A 2,470-nucleotide genomic window follows, 5' to 3' on the forward strand; every position below is an offset into this window, starting at 1 on the left:
ATCTGTAAGTAAGATCCCTCAAAGATGATGAGGTTGATAGGTCCGGGGTGGAAGCGTGGCGACACGTGCAGCTGACGGATACTAATCGATCGAGGACTTAACCTACAAGAAAAGCGGAGACGACCGTTTGACCGCTGAGGCTGGAAAAAGAATAAATTGTTCGGTTGATTGATGTACAATGTCTGTTTTATCCGGTTTTGAACGAACAAATTCGTTCCAAAAATGGTTAAAAAAAACAAAAAAAGTACTTGCAAAACTAAATAGAATTGATATAATAAGTATTGTCCTTAAGAAAGACAAGCTATAGTCTGGTGACGATGGCGAAGATGTCACACCCGTTCCCATCCCGAACACGGAAGTTAAGCTCTTCAGCGCCGATGGTAGTGGGGGGCTTCCCCCTGTGAGAGTAGGACGTTGCCAGGCTATCAACTTTCCATATTACATAACGGAGGATTAGCTCAGCTGGGAGAGCACCTGCCTTNACCGAGCCATTAGCTCAGTCGGTAGAGCATCTGACTTTTAATCAGAGGGTCACAGGTTCGAATCCTGTATGGCTCACCATTTTTAACTAACTGTTTTGAATTACTATGCGGGTGTGGTGGAACTGGCAGACACGCTAGACTTAGGATCTAGTGCCGTAAGGCGTGGGGGTTCGACTCCCTTCACCCGCACTTTCAATGCGGAAGTAGTTCAGTGGTAGAATACGACCTTGCCAAGGTCGGGGTCGCGGGTTCGAATCCCGTCTTCCGCTCCATACAATTGCCGGGGTGGCGGAACTGGCAGACGCACAGGACTTAAAATCCTGCGGTAGGTGACTACCGTACCGGTTCGATTCCGGTTCTCGGCACCAGATATATATATCAAGCAATTTGCGCCCGTAGCTCAATTGGATAGAGCGTCTGACTACGGATCAGAAGGTTGTGGATTCGACTTCTGCCGGGCGCGCCAATAAGTTTTGTTCGGGAAGTAGCTCAGCTTGGTAGAGCACTTGGTTTGGGACCAAGGGGTCGCAGGTTCGAATCCTGTCTTCCCGACCACTTCATGGGGCCTTAGCTCAGCTGGGAGAGCGCCTGCCTTGCACGCAGGAGGTCAGCGGTTCGATCCCGCTAGGCTCCACCAATATAATATATTTTACCCGGCGGCGTAGCTCAGCTGGCTAGAGCGTACGGTTCATACCCGTAAGGTCGGGGGTTCGATCCCCTCTGCCGCCATCCTTGAAGGACCTTTAGCTCAGTTGGTTAGAGCAGACGGCTCATAACCGTCCGGTCGCAGGTTCGAGTCCTGCAAGGTCCACCACTACTTGAATAGATTTCTTACGGAGGAATACCCAAGTCCGGCTGAAGGGATCGGTCTTGAAAACCGACAGGGGTGTTAAAGCCCGCGGGGGTTCGAATCCCTCTTCCTCCGCCATTCTTTTCATCATTGTGGTTAATATATAGGAAAATACGAAAGTTACAACTAATATTATCGTGGGGTAGAGCAAATCACATAACGCAGAATGTGATTTGTGAAATTTACCAAAAGGAAATTTCAACTAACTCCCATAAACAGCTGAATGCGTAGGATTTTAAAATATTACAACTAATATTATCGCGGGGTGGAGCAGTGGTAGCTCGTCGGGCTCATAACCCGAAGGTCGCAGGTTCAAATCCTGCCCCCGCAACCAAAAGGTCCCGTGGTGTAGCGGTTAACATGCCTGCCTGTCACGCAGGAGATCGCCGGTTCGATCCCGGTCGGGACCGCCATTATTATTTTTTACATAACTTATTGATTTGAAGAATAGCGAATTTCTTAAGTAGATAGAGAAATAATGCTTCTACAAGTCCTATGTGGCTCAGTAGCTCAGTCGGTAGAGCAAAGGACTGAAAATCCTTGTGTCGGCGGTTCGATTCCGTCCTGAGCCACCATTCTTTGCGGGTGTAGTTTAGTGGTAAAACCTCAGCCTTCCAAGCTGATGATGAGGGTTCGATTCCCTTCACCCGCTCCATGGGCCTATAGCTCAGCTGGTTAGAGCGCACGCCTGATAAGCGTGAGGTCGGTGGTTCGAGTCCACTTAGGCCCACCATATTCCGCAGTAGCTCAGTGGTAGAGCAATCGGCTGTTAACCGATCGGTCGTAGGTTCGAGTCCTACCTGCGGAGCCAATTTTATACGGGGAAGTACTCAAGTGGCTCAAGAGGCGCCCCTGCTAAGGGCGTAGGTCGCGAAAGCGGCGCGAGGGTTCGAATCCCTCCTTCTCCGCCATATTGTTGGCCCCTTGGTCAAGCGGTTAAGACACCGCCCTTTCACGGCGGTAACACGGGTTCGAATCCCGTAGGGGTCATATTGAAAAAAGCGACATTCAAAATTGAATGTCGCTTTTTTTATAGGTTCTATAATATTTGTTGGGGTATTCACACAAATTCAACAAAAAAAAGCACGTAATCACCATTTCTTTTATACTTGAATTGTCGGAAAACAAGTAAACGAAA

Annotated in this window: 18 tRNA genes and 2 rRNA genes; all 20 read left to right on the forward strand. The window is 48.8% G+C overall.

From position 1 onward, the window contains the following. Positions 1–105: ribosomal RNA gene (locus ACFQ38_RS05140) — 23S ribosomal RNA — on the forward strand; the annotation flags it as partial. Positions 106–307: 202 nt separating this feature from the next. After that, positions 308–423 (forward strand): 5S ribosomal RNA (rrf, locus tag ACFQ38_RS05145). Between the two features lie 62 nt (positions 424–485). After that, positions 486–561, forward strand: a tRNA-Lys gene (locus ACFQ38_RS05150). Positions 562–589: 28 nt separating this feature from the next. Further along, positions 590–671: transfer RNA gene (locus ACFQ38_RS05155), tRNA-Leu, on the forward strand. A gap of 8 nt (positions 672–679) precedes the next feature. After that, a tRNA-Gly gene (locus ACFQ38_RS05160) sits at positions 680–754 on the forward strand. A 7-nt stretch (positions 755–761) separates the two neighbouring features. Further along, positions 762–850, forward strand: a tRNA-Leu gene (locus ACFQ38_RS05165). A gap of 21 nt (positions 851–871) precedes the next feature. Then, positions 872–948, forward strand: a tRNA-Arg gene (locus tag ACFQ38_RS05170). Positions 949–960: 12 nt separating this feature from the next. After that, positions 961–1,037 (forward strand) — tRNA-Pro (locus ACFQ38_RS05175). A 6-nt stretch (positions 1,038–1,043) separates the two neighbouring features. Next, positions 1,044–1,119 (forward strand) — tRNA-Ala (locus ACFQ38_RS05180). A gap of 18 nt (positions 1,120–1,137) precedes the next feature. Beyond that, positions 1,138–1,211, forward strand: a tRNA-Met gene (locus ACFQ38_RS05185). A gap of 8 nt (positions 1,212–1,219) precedes the next feature. Beyond that, positions 1,220–1,296, forward strand: a tRNA-Ile gene (locus ACFQ38_RS05190). A 21-nt stretch (positions 1,297–1,317) separates the two neighbouring features. After that, positions 1,318–1,410: transfer RNA gene (locus ACFQ38_RS05195), tRNA-Ser, on the forward strand. A 181-nt stretch (positions 1,411–1,591) separates the two neighbouring features. After that, positions 1,592–1,666, forward strand: a tRNA-Met gene (locus ACFQ38_RS05200). 3 nt (positions 1,667–1,669) lie between these two features. After that, positions 1,670–1,745, forward strand: a tRNA-Asp gene (locus ACFQ38_RS05205). Between the two features lie 86 nt (positions 1,746–1,831). Next, a tRNA-Phe gene (locus tag ACFQ38_RS05210) sits at positions 1,832–1,907 on the forward strand. 6 nt (positions 1,908–1,913) lie between these two features. Further along, positions 1,914–1,987: transfer RNA gene (locus ACFQ38_RS05215), tRNA-Gly, on the forward strand. Position 1,988: 1 nt separating this feature from the next. Then, positions 1,989–2,065 (forward strand) — tRNA-Ile (locus ACFQ38_RS05220). A gap of 3 nt (positions 2,066–2,068) precedes the next feature. Continuing rightward, a tRNA-Asn gene (locus ACFQ38_RS05225) sits at positions 2,069–2,143 on the forward strand. Between the two features lie 9 nt (positions 2,144–2,152). Further along, positions 2,153–2,243, forward strand: a tRNA-Ser gene (locus ACFQ38_RS05230). A 7-nt stretch (positions 2,244–2,250) separates the two neighbouring features. Continuing rightward, positions 2,251–2,322 (forward strand) — tRNA-Glu (locus ACFQ38_RS05235). The last annotated feature ends 148 nt before the right edge of the window (positions 2,323–2,470 follow it).

The organism is Sporosarcina contaminans (assembly GCF_042679045.1).
Lineage (GTDB): Bacteria > Bacillota > Bacilli > Bacillales_A > Planococcaceae > Sporosarcina > Sporosarcina contaminans.